Source organism: Ornithinicoccus halotolerans, assembly GCF_009602535.1.
Taxonomy (GTDB): domain Bacteria; phylum Actinomycetota; class Actinomycetes; order Actinomycetales; family Dermatophilaceae; genus Ornithinicoccus; species Ornithinicoccus halotolerans.
The window spans coordinates 1-16,660 of record NZ_WIQI01000063.1 but is presented as its reverse complement, the minus strand read 5'-3'; the positions used below and the strand labels follow the sequence as shown (position 1 = coordinate 16,660).

Annotated in this window: 17 protein-coding genes, 1 pseudogene and 1 riboswitch; of the genes and pseudogenes, 6 read left to right on the top strand and 12 right to left on the bottom strand. The window is 74.1% G+C overall.

The genetic code is table 11. From position 1 onward, the window contains the following. Together GFJ45_RS11015 and GFJ45_RS11010 are read right to left on the bottom strand one after the other, a co-directional pair. A partial coding sequence (locus GFJ45_RS11015; protein WP_153397130.1) for an AAA family ATPase occupies positions 1–846 on the bottom strand: 846 nt, incomplete at its 3' end. Continuing rightward, positions 843–2,084, bottom strand: a complete 1,242-nt coding sequence (locus GFJ45_RS11010) for a metallophosphoesterase family protein (RefSeq protein ID WP_153397128.1) — start codon at positions 2,082–2,084, stop codon at positions 843–845. The genes GFJ45_RS11010 and GFJ45_RS11015, both read right to left, overlap by 4 nt. A 189-nt stretch (positions 2,085–2,273) precedes the next feature. Between GFJ45_RS11010 and GFJ45_RS11005 the strand changes: the two genes are divergently transcribed. Beyond that, the gene (locus tag GFJ45_RS11005) at positions 2,274–3,695 is read left to right on the top strand and encodes a hemolysin family protein (RefSeq protein WP_153397126.1); all 1,422 of its coding nucleotides are present in this window, start codon (positions 2,274–2,276) and stop codon (positions 3,693–3,695) included. Beyond that, positions 3,692–4,768: a hemolysin family protein gene (locus tag GFJ45_RS11000; protein WP_153397124.1), complete on the top strand. Its 1,077-nt coding sequence runs from the start codon at positions 3,692–3,694 to the stop codon at positions 4,766–4,768. The genes GFJ45_RS11005 and GFJ45_RS11000 overlap by 4 nt, the downstream gene beginning before the upstream one ends. Before the next feature lie 127 nt (positions 4,769–4,895). Here the strand turns inward: GFJ45_RS11000 and GFJ45_RS16385 are convergent, their stop codons facing one another. Then, entirely contained in the window at positions 4,896–5,633 is a 738-nt protein-coding gene (locus GFJ45_RS16385; protein ID WP_228386878.1) for a C40 family peptidase, read from the bottom strand. A gap of 178 nt (positions 5,634–5,811) precedes the next feature. Beyond that, a riboswitch (cyclic di-AMP (ydaO/yuaA leader) is annotated at positions 5,812–5,957 on the bottom strand. Between the two features lie 270 nt (positions 5,958–6,227). Next, positions 6,228–6,962: a metal-dependent transcriptional regulator gene (locus GFJ45_RS10990; protein ID WP_153397122.1), complete on the bottom strand. Its 735-nt coding sequence runs from the start codon at positions 6,960–6,962 to the stop codon at positions 6,228–6,230. A gap of 151 nt (positions 6,963–7,113) precedes the next feature. Here GFJ45_RS10990 and GFJ45_RS10985 point away from each other — a divergent pair, with 151 nt between their 5' ends. After that, positions 7,114–7,731 (top strand): DUF3105 domain-containing protein, encoded by a 618-nt coding sequence (locus GFJ45_RS10985; protein WP_153397120.1) that lies wholly within the window; start codon positions 7,114–7,116, stop codon positions 7,729–7,731. Further along, entirely contained in the window at positions 7,724–8,428 is a 705-nt protein-coding gene (locus GFJ45_RS10980) for a DUF305 domain-containing protein (RefSeq protein ID WP_153397118.1), read from the top strand. The genes GFJ45_RS10985 and GFJ45_RS10980 overlap by 8 nt, the downstream gene beginning before the upstream one ends. Before the next feature lie 8 nt (positions 8,429–8,436). Here the strand turns inward: GFJ45_RS10980 and pdxH are convergent, their stop codons facing one another. Further along, entirely contained in the window at positions 8,437–9,141 is a 705-nt protein-coding gene (gene pdxH, locus GFJ45_RS10975; protein ID WP_153397116.1) for a pyridoxamine 5'-phosphate oxidase, read from the bottom strand. Between the two features lie 97 nt (positions 9,142–9,238). Between pdxH and GFJ45_RS10970 the strand changes: the two genes are divergently transcribed. Next, positions 9,239–9,679, top strand: a complete 441-nt coding sequence (locus GFJ45_RS10970) for a hypothetical protein (RefSeq protein ID WP_153397114.1) — start codon at positions 9,239–9,241, stop codon at positions 9,677–9,679. Here GFJ45_RS10970 and GFJ45_RS10965 read toward each other — a convergent pair. The 3 genes from GFJ45_RS10965 to GFJ45_RS10955 all read right to left on the bottom strand — a co-directional run bounded on the left by GFJ45_RS10965 (position 9,661) and on the right by GFJ45_RS10955 (position 13,321). After that, complete coding sequence (locus GFJ45_RS10965) at positions 9,661–11,463, bottom strand: gamma-glutamyltransferase family protein (protein WP_153397112.1); 1,803 nt, start codon at positions 11,461–11,463, stop codon at positions 9,661–9,663. The two genes, GFJ45_RS10970 and GFJ45_RS10965, sit on opposite strands and share 19 nt — an antisense overlap. 116 nt (positions 11,464–11,579) lie before the next feature. Next, positions 11,580–12,854, bottom strand: coding sequence for an MFS transporter (locus GFJ45_RS10960; protein ID WP_153397133.1), 1,275 nt, complete (start codon positions 12,852–12,854; stop codon positions 11,580–11,582). Positions 12,855–12,859: 5 nt separating this feature from the next. Continuing rightward, the gene (locus tag GFJ45_RS10955; protein ID WP_153397110.1) at positions 12,860–13,321 is read right to left on the bottom strand and encodes a MarR family winged helix-turn-helix transcriptional regulator; all 462 of its coding nucleotides are present in this window, start codon (positions 13,319–13,321) and stop codon (positions 12,860–12,862) included. 115 nt (positions 13,322–13,436) lie between these two features. Here GFJ45_RS10955 and GFJ45_RS16380 point away from each other — a divergent pair, with 115 nt between their 5' ends. Continuing rightward, the gene (locus GFJ45_RS16380) at positions 13,437–13,718 is read left to right on the top strand and encodes a DUF2530 domain-containing protein (RefSeq protein ID WP_194288625.1); all 282 of its coding nucleotides are present in this window, start codon (positions 13,437–13,439) and stop codon (positions 13,716–13,718) included. A gap of 16 nt (positions 13,719–13,734) precedes the next feature. Here the strand turns inward: GFJ45_RS16380 and GFJ45_RS10945 are convergent, their stop codons facing one another. The 4 genes and pseudogenes from GFJ45_RS10945 to GFJ45_RS16375 all read right to left on the bottom strand — a co-directional run. Continuing rightward, a complete protein-coding gene (locus GFJ45_RS10945) occupies positions 13,735–14,478 on the bottom strand; it encodes a DUF3027 domain-containing protein (protein ID WP_153397108.1) in 744 nt (247 codons plus the stop codon). Beyond that, on the bottom strand, positions 14,478–14,879 hold the full coding sequence (locus tag GFJ45_RS10940) for a cold-shock protein (protein WP_153397105.1): 402 nt from the start codon (positions 14,877–14,879) through the stop codon (positions 14,478–14,480). The genes GFJ45_RS10945 and GFJ45_RS10940 overlap by 1 nt, the downstream gene beginning before the upstream one ends. A 130-nt stretch (positions 14,880–15,009) precedes the next feature. Then, on the bottom strand, positions 15,010–16,314 hold the full coding sequence (locus tag GFJ45_RS10935; RefSeq protein WP_153397103.1) for an ammonium transporter: 1,305 nt from the start codon (positions 16,312–16,314) through the stop codon (positions 15,010–15,012). A 118-nt stretch (positions 16,315–16,432) separates the two neighbouring features. Beyond that, a pseudogene (locus GFJ45_RS16375) lies at positions 16,433–16,660 on the bottom strand (hypothetical protein); the annotation flags it as partial.

The following is a 16,660-nucleotide window of genomic DNA, read 5'->3' as shown; positions in this document are numbered from 1 at the left end:
GGCGCGGGCCGCGGCCGCTGCGTGCTCCTGCTCCGCCGCCTCGGCCCGCTCCAGCGTCCGTAGCGCCTCCTCGGCCCGACCAGCGCGTGCCATGGCCTCGTCGAGCCCCGCGGTCAGCTCGGCGCGCCGCGCCTGGGCGGCCGCAAGCCGGGTCGACAGCTCCTCGTGGCGGTCGCTCATCTGCTCGACCTCGTGGACCGCCCGGTGCCGGTCGACCGCGGCGTCACGGGCGTGCTGGGCGGCCCGCACGGCCTCCTTCAGCTCCCGCGCCGGCCGGCCGGTCGGGGTGAAGTAGCGCTGGTGCTCGGTCTCGACGGTGCTGAGCAGGTCCTCGCCCTGGTCGCTGTGCAGGTCGGCGCCGGCGGCGGCATCGAGGGCCCGGGTCAGGGCGTCGCTGTCGCACAGCCCGCCCACCAGCGGGCCGCCCGACTGCAGGAAGCGCAGGGCGTCCCACAGCTGCCGGTCCAGTCCCTGCTCCAGCAGGGCGTCGAACCGTTGCTGTGCGGCGTCGCCGGCCAGCAGCTCGCGGGTCGGCGCCAACAGCTGCAGCTCGGTGCGCGGCTGGCGCAGCCACTGCTTGCTGAAGCGCACCCGGTGCCCCGCCAGCGTCAGCTCGGCCTCCACGGAGGGGCCCACGTCGCGCCCTACCGGCTGCAGGGCCCGGACCCGGGCAGCCTTGGAGGTGGCGCGTGCCCGGGGGTCCAGCAGCAGGTCGAGGGCCTCGACGACCGTACTCTTGCCGACCTCGTTGGGGCCTTCGAGGACCACGACCCCGGCATCGGGCAGGTTTAGCTCGCACGCGCGGATGCCCTTGACGTCGCGCAGCGTGATCCGGTGGATCCTCATGTGCTCTCCCGCGCCACGGTGAGCCGGTAGAGCAGCGCCAGCGCGTCCCGGGCGCTGGTCGCGTCCTCCGGGCCGTCCCAGGACGGTTCCCAGTCCAGCAGCGCCGCCGAGCTCTGTGCGCCGTCGGCACGGTCGGTCGTCCCGGGAGGCTGCAGCTGGCCGGCCCCGGCGCTGCTGTCGGCGATCTCGGCAGCGGCGCCGGCGACGAAGCCCGACAGGCCCCAGCCGGGCATGGCCGTCAGGTCCGGGCGCAGCCGCAGGTCGCCGGCCCGGTCCCAGGTGTGCAGCGCGGCGAACAGCTGCCCGTGCCGCTCCAGCACCTCGCCCAGCCGCTGGTGGGCGGGCAGGTCGAGCACCCCGCGCAGCACCAGCCGCACCACGGCGCGGTCCTTGTCGACCCGCCGGTCCAGGTCGGCGTCGAGGGTCTCGACGTCGCGCCCGTCGAGCAGCTCACGCTCCACCACCTCGAACCGCCACCTCCCCACCTGGTGCCCGGCGACACGCACCGGCTCGGGTGCGCCCGGGTCGACGTCGACGACCAGGACCTCACCCGGCCGCCGCTCCCGGAAGTCGGTCACCTCCGGGGTGCCGGAGTACCAGATGGCACCGCTGTCCCCGACCGGCGTGACGGAGTGGCGGTCCCCCAGCGCCAGGTAGTGCAGCCGGCCGCTGGCGAGCGCCTGCTCCACGGTGCCGGTGTTGATGGTGGCGTGGTTGCTGTCGGCGTGGTCGGGCAGGATGCGGTCCACTGGCCCGTGTGCCACCCCGATCCGCACTCCCTCGGCGGGCGGCAGGTCGGCCAGCGCCCGCGCCACGAGGTCCTCCCCCGGCCGCTTGGAGGGCCACGGCGCCGCCAGCAGCTCGACGCTGTCGGCGACCGGCCACGGCCCGGGCCGGTCCAGCACGTGCACATGGCCCGGGCACTCCCGCTCCCACAGCCGGGTGCGGTAGACCGAGCCCGCCCCGAGCGGGTCGTGGTTGCCCGGGAGCAGGTAGACCGGCACCGGGAACTCCTTCAGCGCCTCGAACAGCCGGCGCAGCGTGCCCGTCGCCACCTGCGGGGACTCGAGCACGTCCCCGGCGACCACGACGAACTCGCAACCCTGCTCGCCGGCCACGACACCGAGGGCACGCACGGCCGCTACCCGGGCGTCGGCGTAGCGGCCCTGGGCCTCCCCCCGCAGCCAGCGACGGGTGAGCCCCAGCTGCCAGTCGGCCGTGTGCAGGAACCTCACCATGGCCACACCGTAGGAGACGGCTCCGACACCGGCCGGCAGCCCGCGCCGGGAGGCCGTCGATGCGGGCGATGCCGGCGTGGCGCGGGACGCTCATACAATGGGGCGCATGTCTTCCTGCGACGGCGACGGCTGTAGTACCGAGCCGGGCGCGCCCCGGCTCCCGCTGTTCTCTGCCCCCCAGGTGGCCTCGTGCTGATCGCCGGCGGCCTGGCCGTCATCCTGCTGCTCACCCTCGCGACGGGCTACTTCGTGGCCCAGGAGTTCGCCTACGTCACCGTGGACCGCGGCCGGCTCAACGGCCTGGCCAGGGAGGGCTCGGCCGCCGCCGAGCGGGCGCTCAAGGTCACCTCCCGGCTGTCGTTCACCCTCTCCGGCGCCCAGTTCGGCATCACGCTGACCGCGCTGCTGGTCGGCTTCGCCGGCGAGCCGCTGCTCGGTCGCGGGCTCACCGAGGTGCTGGGCGTCACCGAGCTGTCCCGCGGCGCCCGCGTGGCGCTGTCGATGACCGCGACGCTGCTGTTCAGCACCGTGCTGCAGATGGTGCTCGGCGAGCTGGGCCCCAAAAACCTGGCCATCGCGCGGCCGCTGCCGCTGGCGCTGGCGCTGTCCCGCTCCACGCTGATCTACCTGACGGTGACCGGCCCGGTGATCGCGATCTTCGACAAGGCCTCCAACCGGCTGCTGCGGGCGGTGGGGATCGAGCCCGTGGAGGAGCTGCCGCAGGGGGCCACGCCGGAGGACTTCTCGCGCATCATCGCCGAGTCCCACACCGAGGGCCTGCTGGACGAGGACCTGTCGGGACTGTTACGGCGCGGTCTCGCCTTCCGCGGCCATGTGGCGGAGGAGGTGATGACCCCGCGCATCGACGTGGAGACGGTGCAGGCCGACGAGCCGGCCTCGCGGGTGCTGGAGCTGCTGGAGACCGGCCACTCCCGGTTCCCGGTCACCGGCCGCGACACCGACGACATCGTGGGGGTCATCGGCCTGCACGAGCTGTTGGAGGTGCCTCCGGAGGAGCGGGAGCGCACACCGGTGCGGGACCTGGCCAGCCCGGCGCTCATCCTCCCCGAGAGCCTGCCGCTGCCGCGGGTGCTGGAGCAGCTGCGCCGCCAGCACCGCCAGCTGGCGGTCGTGGTCGACGAGCACGGCGGCTTCGCCGGCGTCATCACCTTCGAGGACGTCGCCGAGGAGGTGGTCGGTGAGATCTGGGACGAGCAGGACCCGGACCACACCGAGTTCGAGCAGCGGCCGGACGGGGCGTGGGAGCTGCCCGCGAGGCTGCGGCTGGACGAGGTGGCAGCCACCACCGGCATCGGGCTGCCCGAGGACGAGGACTACGACACCCTCTCCGGGCTGGTCCTGGACCGGCTGGAGCGCATCGCCGAGGCGGGAGACCGGGTCGAGGTGGTCTGGGAGGACCGCGACAGCCACGGGGACGCCGAGGTGCGCAGCGTGCACATCGACGTGCTGACCACCCACCGGCACGTGCCGGAGACGGTCGCCGTGCACCCTCCGTCGGCCAGACCAGGGGTGCTGGAGCGGGACGGCAACGGCAACGGCAACGGCAACGGCAACGGCAACGCTGACACCGAGGGCGGTGAGCACCGGTGAGCATCGGCGCCGCCCTGCTGCTGTCGCTCCTGCTGCTGCTGTTGAACGCCTTCTTCGTGGCCGGCGAGTTCGCCATCGTCGCTGCCAAGCGGCACCGGCTCGAGGAGCACGCCGCCGAGGGGAGCCGCGCGGCCCGTTCCGCAGTAGCCGCCCACCGAGAGCTGTCGCTGATGCTCGCCGGCGCCCAGCTGGGCATCACCGTCTGCACGCTGGGGCTGGGCGCGCTCGCCGAGCCGGCGGTGGCCTCGCTGCTGACGCCGGCGATCGAGCTGTCCGGGTTGAGCCACCACCTGTCCCACGTCATCGCCGTGGTGCTGGCGGTCGCGCTGGTGGTGTTCCTGCACATGGTCGTGGGCGAGATGGCCCCTAAGTCGTGGGCGATCTCCCACCCGGAGCCGTCCGCGCTGCTGCTCGCGCTGCCCTTCCGCGGGTTCACCTGGGCGGTGCGCCCGCTGCTGTGGCTGTTCAACGAGCTGGCGAACCTGCTGCTACGCGCCTGCGGGGTCGACCCCGTGGAGACGGTGAGCAGCACCCGGGGGCCGGCGGACCTGCAGCTGCTGGTCATCCAGTCCCGGGAGCACGGCGTGCTGACCGAGTCCGACCACCAGATGCTCACCGGCGCGCTGCGGCTGGAGTCGGAGACGGTCGCCAGCGTCACCCACCCGCCGCAGGACGCGGTCACCGTGCCGGTGACCGCCACGGTCGCCGACGTGGAGGAACGGTGCCGCGAGAGCGGCCGCTCCCGGCTGTTCGTGCTCGACGAGAACGGCAACACCGTCGGCCTGGTGCACGTGCGCGACGCGGTCCGGGCCGCCGCCTCCGGGCGCTCCCACCTCCGGCTGCAGGAGGCGCCCGAGCTGCTGCAGGAGGCCGTGACCATCCCGGCCGGCCTGCCGCTCATCGACGCCGTGACCTTCATGCGGCAGCAGCGCGCCCAGCTGGCCCTGGTCACTGGCCCGCGGGACGAGACGGTCGGGATCACCTCTCTGGAGGACATCCTCGAGCAGATCCTCGGCGAGTTCGAGGACGAGACCGACCGGGACGACACCGGCCGGGTGGCACAGCGGCCCTGACGCCCCGGCGCCGAGGCCCTGCGACGTCGGGGGCGCGTCGGTCCCGGGGCCGGAGGGCCGTGACAGCCGAACAGGGCCCCTCCCGCGGCGCGGGAGGGGCCCTGTCGACGAGATCCGGGCGTTCGGCTCAGCCGACGCGGCCGTAGCCGCTCACGCCGCTGAACATGGCGCGCTTGCTGACCGAGAGGCCGGAGCGGCCGGCGTCGTACACCATGCCGTCCCCGGCGTAGATGCCGACGTGGTGGGCGGGGTAGCCCCAGAAGACCAGGTCCCCGACCTGCGGGTCGCTCACCGGGGTGGCGGCGGCCTGCTGGGCGGCGGCGGTGCGGGGCAGCGAGATGCCGAGCTGGGCGTAGACGTAGGAGGTGAAGCCCGAGCAGTCGAAGCCGGACGGGCTGCTACCGGCCCACTGGTAGGGCGAGCCCACCAGCGAGGCGGCCACGGACAGCACACCACCGGTCGGGGCGGCAGCCGTGCTGCTGGACTCCGAGCTGCTCGGCGCCTCCTCGCGGCTCTCGGTCCGGCTGGCGCTGGTCTCCGACCGCTCCTCGGTCGAGGAGGTCGTGGTCGACTCCTCCTCGTACTCCGGCTCCGAGTCGTACTCCGGCTCCGGCTCGTACTCCGGCTCGGGCTCGGGCTCGTACTCCGGCTCGGGCTCGGGCTCGGGCTCGGGCTCCGGCTCCGGCGGCGGGGCGATGCCCTCGAAGCCGCTGACGCCGAAGGCCAGTCCCTCCTCCGGGACGTCCTCGGGGGCGGGGGCAGGGGCGGCGACGACGGGGCGGTCGCTCGGCTCGGGCACGGCGGGCAGGTCCACGCCGAGGAGGTTGCCGATCGAGCCCTCGGCCGAGGCGCTCTCGCCGGACACCGCCGCTACCCCGTCCACGACGCCACGCGGTGCCGCGCTGGCGGGAAGGACCGCGGTAGCGAGCAGGCCACCGGAGGCGGCTGCGACGGCGCCGACCTTGGCGGAAGCGGTGAGGGACAGCCCGGAGGCCGTGAGGCGGCTTGGCGCGCGGTGACGCCCAGAAGTGCGGTTCGACACAGAAATACCTCTCCATGGCCTACGGGGTGAGCTGTCGGGCTCGGGCTGGAGTGGCCCGGGTCGCCACTGGCGACCTTCGCCCCGAGGAGCCGGCTGGCGGCTCCGCTGGCGGTTCCCCCGCTCCTGTCTGCGCGGCTATCGTGCGGCTCCCACCTCGGTGACAGGACTCGGCGGCCGGGTGGGGGCTCCTCCGGGAGGATGAGCCACGTTGGAGCGTACACAAGCCCCTGGCAAATGTCACGTTTCGGTAAACCTCGGGTGTAGACGAGCCGTCGCACTTCACCGGGAGAGGCCGCTGACCTGCATCTTCGCTCAGGTGGGACGGGGCGGAAAGGGGTTGCCTGTGAGCGACCTCACATCACGAAACGGCATCCCCGGACATCGCCGCCCGGAGTCCGGCCGGGGTCGGCAGCCCGTTCAGAGCGGCTCGGCGAAGAGGTGCTCGGCCACCTCCTTGGGCAGCGACACCCCCTGCCCGCTCTCGCCGGTCGCGAGCACCCGGTCGCCGTCCAGACTGAGCGTCACCGTGCGGCCGGGGAGCACGCCGGTCTCCACCAGCAGGGCCACGACGTCGGGGTCCACCTGGGCCGGCTCGCCGATGCGGACCACCCGCACCTGCCGCTGCTGCTGCCCGGTGAGGGTCAGCAGGTGCCGGCCGGCGCCCGGCCGGGGCTCGCCCTCGAAGCCGTCGCTGGGGACGCCCTGGCCGGCCTCCCGGTCCTCGTCTCGGGACAGCTCCAGCTCGGCGAGCCCGGGGATGGGGTTGCCGTAGGGCGACTCCTCCGGGGTCGAGATGAGCCGGACGATGCGCTCCTCGACGCGGTCGCTCATCACGTGCTCCCAGCGGCAGGCCTCGTCGTGCACGTAGGCCAGCTCCATCCCGATGACGTCGACCAGCAGCCGCTCGGCCAGCCGGTGCTTGCGCATCACCCGGGTCGCCGTGCGGCGCCCCAGGTCGGTCAGCTCCAGGTGCCGGTCACCGGCGAGTGTCAGCAGGCCGTCGCGCTCCATGCGCGCCACCGTCTGCGACACCGTGGGGCCGGAGTGGCCGAGCCGCTCGGCGATGCGGGCGCGCATCGGGACGACCCCGTCCTCCTCCAGCTCGAAGATGCTCTTGAGGTACATCTCCGTGGTGTCGATCAGGTCAGTCACCGTGCCAGCCCTCCTGCCGCGTGTCGAGCAGCCAGTCTAGGGACCGGCGGGGACGCTTCGCGCCCTCCGGGTCCGCGGGACGCCCCCGCAACACTGGTGAGGGGGCGCCATACGATGGGGCCACAGCCGTCCCCGACGCAGGAGCCCGCCCATGCCCCCGTCCACCTCCGGTTCCGACCGGGCCGCCCGTATCGCCCAGGCCAAGAAGCAGGCCGCCAAGGGCAGCCGCCGGCCCTCCGGCATCTGGGTGGCGCTGCTCGGCGTGCTGGTGCTCATCGCGGGCCTCGTCGGGTGGGCGATCTGGGACTCGGTCGCCAACCGGCCGGACCTGAGCGCGGTGCAGACCTATGAGGACCTGTCGCGCACCCACGTCAGCACGCCGCCGGAGTACGAGCAGACTCCCCCGGTGGGCGGTGACCACCACGACGTCTGGCTCAACTGCGGCATCTACACCGGACCGGTGCCCGACCACCACGCGGCGCACTCCCTGGAGCACGGCGCGGTGTGGCTGACCTACCAGCCCGACCTGCCGCAGGACCAGGTGGAGGAGCTCACCGACCTCGCAGACCAGGACTTCATGATCCTGTCGCCGTACGAGGGCCAGGAGTCACCGGTCATGGCGACCGCATGGGGCCACCAGCTCGGGGTGGACTCGGCCTCGGACCCCCGCCTGGAGGAGTTCATCCAGCAGTACAAGCAGGGTCCGCAGACCCCGGAGCCCGGCGCGGCCTGCACCGGCGGGACGTCGGAGGACCTGGTCGGTGGCTGAGCCCGACCCCAGGCCGGCTATCGGCGGGTCCGGGCGGCTGCTGCCGCTCTCCCTCACCGCGCTGGCCGCCCTGCTGGCGGGTGTGCTGCTCGGCTGGCTGGTGTTCGCCCCGCACCACCCGGACGGCGACAGCCCGGAGGCCGGTTTCGCCAGGGACATGTCCGAGCACCACGCACAGGCCGTCGAGATGTCCCTGCTGACGCTGCAGCGGGCCGACTCGCGTGACGTCGCCGCGCTCGCCTACGACATCGCGACCAGCCAGCAGAACCAGCTCGGCCAGATGGAGGCCTGGCTGCGCGTGTGGGACCTGCCGACCGCCCGCTCCGGCGCGCGCATGGAGTGGATGGCCGAGCACGAGGCCCACGCGGCCCACGCCGAGCCGGAAGGCGACGCGCCCATGCCCGGGATGGCCACCAGCGAGGAGATGCAACAGCTGCGCGAGGCCGACGGCCGGGAGGCCGAGATCCTCTTCTTGCAGCTGATGATCACCCACCACGAGTCGGGCGTGACGATGGCCCAGGCCGCCTACGACCTGTCCGCCGAGGCCGAGGTGAGCCGCATCGCGCTGGCGATGGTCCGGGCGCAGGAGTCGGAGATCGCGGCGATGACGGCGATGCTGGAGGAGCGGGGCGCCGAGCGCCCGGAGTCGATCACCACCGAGAGCGGAGCGGACGGCGGCCACGGCGACCACCGCTGAGCGCCACGTCAAGGCTGCAGCCGCTGCACCTGCCACACCCCCGGCGTGGCCAGCGTGCCCGGCACGCCGCTGTCCCTGGTGAGCCGGAGCCGGTCGTGGAGCCGGTTGGGCCGGCCGGCCCAGAACTCCACCTCCGTGACAATGATCCGCACGCCGCCCCACTGGGCGGGGACGGGGACGTCGTCGTCCCGGCCGTGGTCGGGGAACCGCGCGGCGTAGGCGGCGAACGCCTCCTCCAGCTCCGCCCGGCCCGCGACCGGCGCGGACTGGGCCGAGGCCCAGGCGCTGACCCGCGACCCCCACGGCCGGCGGGCGAAGTAGCGCTCGATCTCCCCGCGGGGGACCTGCTGGGTGGGCCCGCGGAAGCGGACCGCGCGGTACATCGCCGGCCACGTCATCGTCGCCGCCGCGAACGGCACCCGCGCCAGCTGGCGGCCCTTGGCGGACTGCAGGTTGGTGACGAAGCCGGGGCCCTGCTCGGTGAGCAACCGCATCAGCACCGTCCGCACGTCCGGTCGGCCCTGCTCGTCGACGGTCGCCAGCGCCATCGCGTACGGCTCCGGCACGTCACCGCGGTCGGCCTGCCGCCGCACCGCCTCCTCCAGCCAGTGGACCAGCTGCTCGTAGGGCGTGGGCGCCAGCTGCTGCTCCCCCAGTCCTGGGCCGGCATAGTCCACCCGGCTCTGCCGGAGGCTGTCCTCGGGTTCGGCCATGCCTCGATTATCCGCCTCGCTTACCCTGGAGGGGCACACCGGCCCGCCGTCGGTCAGTTCGGTGGGCACCTGATGAGCACGCACGGGAGGCACAGCTGTGGCAGCCAAGGGCAGGGCCCTGACCGCGCTGGTCAAGTACGGCCCGGTGGTCTACACCGCGGCGCAGCGCTACGGCCCCACCGTGGTGCAGCAACTACGCCACAGCCCCGCCGAGGCGGTGCTGAACCGCCGGGTGCGCGGTAGCGGCCACCGCCGGCGGGCGCTGCAGCACGCCGGGACCGTCGTCGACGGCTCGGTGCAGCAGGTGTTCCACCTCAGCGAGCCCTACTGGGTGGTGTTCTCCGGGGAGGAACCGGTCGGCGTCCACCCGCACACCGCGGTGCCCTACGAGCGGCTGCTGCGCAACGCCGACTCGGCCAACCGGGTCCGCCCCGAGGAGGCGGCCCGGACCGTGCAGGTGCGCCTCCCCCGCCGCCGCGGCGGCCGGGGCGGGCAGCCGCCGCAGCCACCGCAGCCGCCTCAGCGGCCGACTGCGTAGCCCTGCATACCGCGCGGGTTGGCCCCGGCGGTGAGGACCCCGCTGCGGGGGTCCCGCGCGACCGCGCACATCCGGCCCAGCGACCACGGCCCCTGCCGCACCACCTGGTGACCGAGGCCCTCCAGGCCGGTGAGCAGGTCCTGGCCGAACCGGTCCTCGGCGACCATCACGCCCGGCTCCATGCCCCGCGGGTAGAACGACCCGGGGAAGCTGGTGGTGTGGAACATCGGCGCGTCGATCGCCTGCTGCAGCGGCTCGCCGTGCACGAGGTGCCGCAGCAGGAACAGCGTCTGCCACTGGTCCTGCTGGTCACCGCCGGGCGAGCCACAGGCCAGCACCGGATGCCCGTCGCGCAGCACCAGCGTGGGGGTCAGCGTGGTGCGTGGCCGCCGGCCCGGCACCAGGCTGGACGGGAGGCCCTCCTCCAGCCAGGTCATCTGCAGCCGGCTGCCGAGCGCGAGCCCCAGCTCCGGGATCGTCGGTGAGGACTGCAGCCAGCCACCACTCGGGGTGGCCGAGACCATGTTGCCCCAGCGGTCGACGACGTCGATGTGGCAGGTGTCACCCCGGGTGGCCCCGTCGCGGCGCACCGTCGGCTCCCCCGCCGCCGGGTCGGCGGTCGCGACCGGCTCCCCCCGCCCCAGCGCCTGCGCGGCCAGTCGCGGCTGCCGGCCGCCCGGTCGGCCGGGGCGCAGCTCGGTGCTGGCTCGCGGCCCCACCAGCCTCGCCCGCCCGGCGAGGTAGTCGCCGGCGAGCAGGTCCTCGAGGGGCACCGGGTCGCCTCCGCTGTCGCCGTACCACGCCTCCCGGTCGGCCATCGCCAGCTTCCATGCCTCGACGACGGCGTGGACGCCGGTGACGGTGCCCGGGTCGAGCGCCTCCCGGTCGTCGGCGGCGAGGTGTTCCAGGGTGCCGAGCACCTCCAGCAGCGCCGGCCCCTGCCCCCACGGGCCGGTCTTGGCGATGGTGTGGCCGTAAAACTCTCGGGTGACGGCCGGCTCCCACCGGGACTGGTACCCGGCCATGTCGGCCGCGGTGAGCACGCCGGGCAGCACCTGCCCGTCGGAGTGGCGGAACGGCCGCCGGCAGAAGGCCTCGACGGCCGCTGCCACGAAGCCCTGCGCCCACGCCTGCCGGGCAGCCTCCACCTGACGCTCCCGGCTGCCGCCGGCGGCCTCGCCCTCGCGGACCAGCCGGGCGAGGGTGTCGGCCCAGGCCGGGTTGCGGAACAGCTCGCCCGCCGGCGGCGCGGCGCCCCCGGGCAGCCACAGCTCGCTCGAGGTGGGCCAGTGCTGCTCGAACAGCGGCCGCACCCGCTCCACGACGGCCGTGACGGCCGGCAGCAGCGGGTGACCGTGGCGCGCGTAGTGCTCGGCGGGGGCGGCGACCTCTGCCAGCCCCATCGTGCCGTGGTCCCGCAGCATCACCAGCCACGCTTCGAACGCGCCGGGCACGGCGGTGGCCAGCGGACCGGAGCCGGGCACCCGGGTCATCCCCTGGGAGTGGAAGTGCTCGATGGTGGCCCCGGCCGGGGCCGGCCCCTGCCCGCACAGCACCTTGGGTGTGGGGTCGCTGGCGGTCGCGACGACGGCGGGCATGTCGCCGCCGGGGCCGTTCAGGTGGGGCTCGACGACCTGCAGCACCAGCCCGCCGGCGACCGCGGCGTCGAAGGCGTTGCCGCCGCGCTCCAGCATCCCCATCGCGGCCTGCGAGGCCAGCCAGTGGGTCGTGGACACCATGCCCAGGGTTCCCTGCAGCGTCGGTCGCGTGGTGAAGGTCGTCATCGGACTCCTCGGGGGTCGGTGTGGCGGGCGGTCTCAGACCAGCGTGGCCAGGGCGGCGATCGCGATCAGCAGCAGCAGCGCTCCGACCACGACCAGCCGGCGGGTACGGGCGTCCATCAGACCGCCCGCTCCGGCACCGGCTCCACCGGGCCCCGCTCCAGGACCAGGAGGCGGCCCTGCTCGCGAGCCACCCGTACCCGCAGGTTGTCGGTGCGCATCACCCAGGTGACGGCGGCCAGCACCGCGCCACCCACGGTGATGGTGGCGATCAGGATGGTCCACCGGGCGCCGAACTGCTCGCCGATCCAGCCGATCACCGGCGCCCCGACGGGTGTGCCGCCCATGAAGACCATCATGTAGAGCGAGAGCACCCGACCCCGCACCGCCGGGTCCACCGACAGCTGCACCAGCGCGTTGGCGGTCACCATGACGGTGAGGGCGGACAGGCCCGTCGGCACCAGCATGACGGCATAGAACCAGAAGCTGGGCGCCAGGCCGACCAGCAGCGAGCAGGCCGCGAAGGACGCGAGGGCGCCGAACAGGTAGCGCAGCCGTGGCCGGTCCCGCTTGGCCGCCAGCAGCGCCCCACCGAGGGAGCCGACGGCCATGACCGAGCCGGTGACGCCGAAGTCGGTGACTTCGCGGCCGAACACCTCGGTGATCATCAGCGCGTTGGTCATCTGGAAGTTCATGCCGAAGGTGCCGTGCACGAAGGCCAGCATCATGATCATGATGATGTCGGGTCGGTGTCGCACGTAGGCGACGCCCTCCCGGATCCGGCCCTTGCCTCGGCTGCGGGGAGCCGGGGTCAGCTGCCGGGGGTCCATGGCCAGCAGCGCGACGAGCACCGCCACGAACGTCGCAGCGTTGACCAGGAAGGTCGGACCGGTCCCGAAGACGGCGATCAGCAGTCCCGCCGTGGCCGGCCCGAGCAGCCGGCCGGTGTGGAAGGAGGCGCTGTTGAGGCCGACGGCGTTGGTGAGCCGCTCCCGGGGCACCATCTCGGAGACGAAGGACTGCCGGGCCGGGGCGTCGAGGGCGGCACCGGTGCCCTGCACGAACGCCAGCACGTACATGTGCCACAGCTCCACGGCACCGGTGATCACGAGCACACCCATCGCCACCGCGGTCAGTGCCATCAGCGACTGGGTCAGCATCATCACCCGCCGCTTGGGGAAGGCGTCGCTGAGCACCCCGCCGAGCGGGGAGAGCAGCAGCATCGGCAGGAACTGCAGCCCCGTCACCACGCCGAGGGCGCGGGCGGAGTGGTCGGTGAGCTCGGTCAGCACCACCCAGTCCTGGGCGACGCGCCCCATCCAGGTGCCGGTGTTGGAGATGACCGCCCCGGTGGCGTAGATCCGGTAGTTCTTGACCCGCAGCGCCCCGAACATTGCGCTCACGGACGTACCACCTGGTTCAGCAGGTCGGTGGCCCGTCGCAGCAGCACCCGGTCCTCGACGTCCAGGTCCTCCAGCCGCGCGGTCATCCAGGCGTCCCGCTCGGCGCGCACGCGGGCCAGCACCGCGACCCCCTCGTCGGTGAGCGCCAGCCGCACCAACCGGCCGTCCCGCGGGTCCTCCGAGCGGCTCACCAGCCCGGCCTCCGCCAGACCCGCGACCGCCTTGCTCATGCTCGGCGCGCTGACCCGCTCGATCGCCGCGAGCTCCCCCACCGTCCGTGCTGCCTCGTCCAGCCGTGCCAGCACGCTGAACTGGTGCGGGGCCACGGCGTCGGAGGACTCGAAGCGCACCCGGCGGGAGACCCGCATGCAGGCGATGCGCAGGTCGTGCGCCAGCCGCGCGATCTCGGCGTCGGGGGGGCCGGGCGCAGCCGATCCGTCCGTCGGTGTCCTGCTCATCCACACTCCCCTTCGGTCGTCCGTTACCCTAACTCATTAGATTGCCTAACTATTCCGGCCGGGTCGGGACGACCGACGGGCTGGCCCGTTAGGTTGTCCCCAGGAGGTGCGGCACGTGGGTGATGGCACGGGGACGGAGCGGCCCGCCGACCGGGCCGCGGGGCGGCCGGCGCCGCGGGAGGTGGTCCCGCCGGCGGTCGCGGTGAGCAGCCGCGCCGTCGCGGCGTGGGGCACGGCGCTGTGGGCGGTCGCGCTGGCCGTGGTGCTCCTGGTGCCGGACCTGCGGGTCGGCGCACGCTCCTGGTGGCCGTGGGTGCCGGCGTGCGGTATGGCGCTGGGGTTGCTGGGGTGGGCCTACCTGGCCCGGGGCCGAGGCAACGCAGCCGAGGCCGAGTGAGCGGCCGCCGGCCGCGTCAGTGCGGGAGGATCTCCAGCTGCTGGTCGTCCAGCACCGGTGGTTCCAGCGGCTCGGGCTCGGGTCGGCGCACGTCGGCCTCGCTGTGGGCCCCGCAGCCGTGGTTGACGGCGACCACGGAGCCGTCGCTGGGTGACCAGGCGTTGGCGCAGACGCCGAACAACCGGCGCAGCGCCCCGGCCATCGGCAGGAAGTAGCCGCAGCTCGCGCACGGCGCCGGGGCCTTGCGGGCCACGTCGGCGTGCGGGCCGTGCTCACCGTCGTACCAGCGCTGCGCCGCGGCCTCCCGGCCCTCGGCCGACAGCACGCGCGGACGGCCCAGCCCGAGCTCCCAGAGCGCCAGCTGGTCGACCTCCTCGTCGCCGGTCGCCTCGAAACCCGGCTGCAGCAGCGGGTCGTCGGCCTGGTAGGGCGTGACGTCACCCGGGCCGACGTCGCCGGGGGCGAGCCGCTCGGCGTAGGGCACCCACTCCGGGGACAGCAGCGCGTCGTCGCCGGGCACCAGGTGGGTCTCGCACACGGTCGCGCGGCGGGCGCGCGGCGCGCGGGCGAGGGTGACCGCCCAGCGCCAGCCGGGGTAACCGGCGGCGGTGCAGTCGAAGTAGTGGGTGGCCAGCCGCTCGGCCTCCATCCTGGCCGCGACGTGCTCGCCCACGGTTCCCGCCTCGGCGACGTCGTCCAGCGCCCCTCGCGCCAGGTCGGCCGCGGCCAGCAGGATGCTGTCGGGCTTGGCGGCGGCCATCAGGTCCCCGCCTCGAACTGGTCGGCGACCGCCCGCAGCGACTTGGCCAGCGCCGCCGAGACCCGGGCGTCCGGGTAGTGGCCGCGCCGCATCGTGCCGGAGGCCTGGTCCAGCAGGGTGATCAGGTCCTCCACCACGACGACCATGTCCTCGGCGGGCTTGCGGTCGCGCAGCGCCAGCCGCCGGGCGACCGATGGTGCGGGGTCGAGCAGCCGCACGTGCAGCGCCTGCGCCCCGCGACGGCCCTGCGCGACGTCGAACTCCACCTTGGCGCCGCGGCGGAGCGCGGGGACGCCCTCGGGCAGCGCGCTGGCGTGGACGTAGACGTCCTCGCCCTCGTCGCTGGACAGGAAGCCGAAGCCCTTGTCCTCGTTGTAGAACCTGACCTTGCCCGTGGGCACTGCGCACCTCTTGGTCGTGATCGGGGGGTGGGCATGGGCCGGCGGGCCCACCGGTCAAGGCTAACGCCTCCGGTGGACCCGCCGTACGCCCCGGGCGCCGTGCTGTTGCGCCCCAAACCGTGCTGAGCCGTCAGCGCACGGGCTCGGCGTCCGGCACGGTGCTGGCGCGCCCGGCGCCGACCACCTCGCCCGGCATCGGCTCCGTGGGCTGGCCCAGCCCGAGTAGCTCGTAGGCGCTCTCCCGGTGCTCGGAGAGGTCCACGCCCCGCTCCTCGTCCTCCGGCGCGACCCGGAAGCCCATCGTCTTGGTGATCGCCAGCGCGATCAGCAGCGTCAGCACCGCGGTGAACACCACCGTGAAGACCGTCGCCACCAGCTGGGCCCACAGCTGGCCCAGACCGCCGCCGTAGAAGAGGCCGGCGGTGCCCGCGGCGTCGGGGGTCATGAACAGGCCGATCGCCACGGTGCCGACCAGGCCGGCCACCAGGTGCACGCCCACCACGTCCAGCGCGTCGTCATAGCCGAAGTGCCACTTCAGGCCCACCGCCAGCGCGGCGGCCACGCCCGCGAGCACGCCGATCGCGATCGCGCCCAGCGGGCTCACGTTCGCGCAGGCCGGGGTGATGGCGACCAGGCCGGCGACGACGCCGGACGCGGCGCCGACCGAGGTGGGGCGCCCGTCGCGGATCCGCTCGGTGAACATCCAGGCCAGCATCGCGGCGGCCGGGGCGACCAGGGTGTTGACCCAGATCAGGCCGGCCTCGCCGGTCTCGGTGGCGGCGCCGCCGTTGAACCCGAACCAGCCGAACCACAGCATCGCCGCACCGAGCATCACCAGCGGCACGTTGTGCGGCTTGTGGAAGCCCCGGGCCCAGCCGGCGCGGCGGCCGATGACGTAGACCAGCACCAGCGCCGCGACACCGGCGTTGATGTGGACGACCAGCCCGCCGGCGTAGTCGATGGCCTCTCCGACGGTCGAGCCGATGAGGCCGTCCGCGCTGAGCAGGCCGCCACCCCAGACCATGAAGGCCAGCGGGCAGTAGACCAGGGTGACCCAGACCGGGACGAACACCGACCAGGAGCCGAACTTGGTGCGGTCTGCGACGGCACCGGAGATCAGCGCGACGGTGAGGATCGCGAAGGTGGCCCCGAAGCCGGCGCCGATCAGGTCACCACCGGCAAGGCCCTGCATCCCGAGGTCGGCGAGCGGGTTGCCGACGAGGCCGCCGAGAAGCGCCTCACCCCCGGACATCGAGTAGCCCCACAGCGCCCAGATCACGCCGGCGAGCCCGATCGACACGAAGCTCATCATCATCATGTTGAGGGCGGCCTTGGCGCGGGCCATGCCGCCGTAGAAGAACGCGAGGCCGGGTGTCATGAGCAGCACCAGGGCCGCGCACAGCATCATCCAGACGTCGGCTGCTGTCAGCTCCATCTCAGTCTCTCCAGGGTCGGGCGCGCCCGGGGCGCACCGGTTGGCGGGTATGACACGGACTGGCCCGTGTCGTGCCCCGAGTCTGCGGCTGCGGTGTTTCGCCACGCGGGCGTCGGTGTTACCGCCGTGTTAACGCTCGGGCCGCCTTGGCGCACCGGGTCAGCCGCGCCAGCCACCACCGCTCCGCCTCGCCGGTGACCCGCCACGGGCCGGGGTCGGGGCCGGGTGCCACGGCGGCGGCGCGTGCGGCCGCGACCGTCAGCCGGCCGCCCTCCGGTCGCAGCGGGGGCACCGCCACGTCCCCGGCCAGCAGCGCCGCGGTCCCCAGCCCGCTGGCGCGCGCGGG